Below are 216 nucleotides of genomic sequence, written 5' to 3' on the forward strand. Positions count from 1 at the left end.
TCCTTAGCTCAGCTGGATAGAGTACCTGGCTACGAACCAGGCGGTCGGAGGTTCGAATCCTCCAGGACGCGCCACTCTTTAGGGTTTCCTAGTGAACTCCTGATATTGGGAATACTGATATCGAAAACTGCGCGTCCTTAGCTCAGCTGGATAGAGTACCTGGCTACGAACCAGGCGGTCGGAGGTTCGAATCCTCCAGGACGCGCCACTCTTTAG

At 54.2% G+C, this 216-nt stretch carries 1 tRNA gene; it reads left to right on the forward strand.

Going from position 1 to position 216, the window contains the following annotated elements:
* Positions 1-131 precede the first annotated feature (131 nt).
* Positions 132-208 (forward strand) — tRNA-Arg (locus tag VJL_RS24450).
* Positions 209-216: the final 8 nt, after the last annotated feature.

The organism is Vibrio jasicida CAIM 1864 = LMG 25398 (genome assembly GCF_000400365.1).
Taxonomy (GTDB): Bacteria; Pseudomonadota; Gammaproteobacteria; order Enterobacterales; family Vibrionaceae; genus Vibrio; species Vibrio jasicida.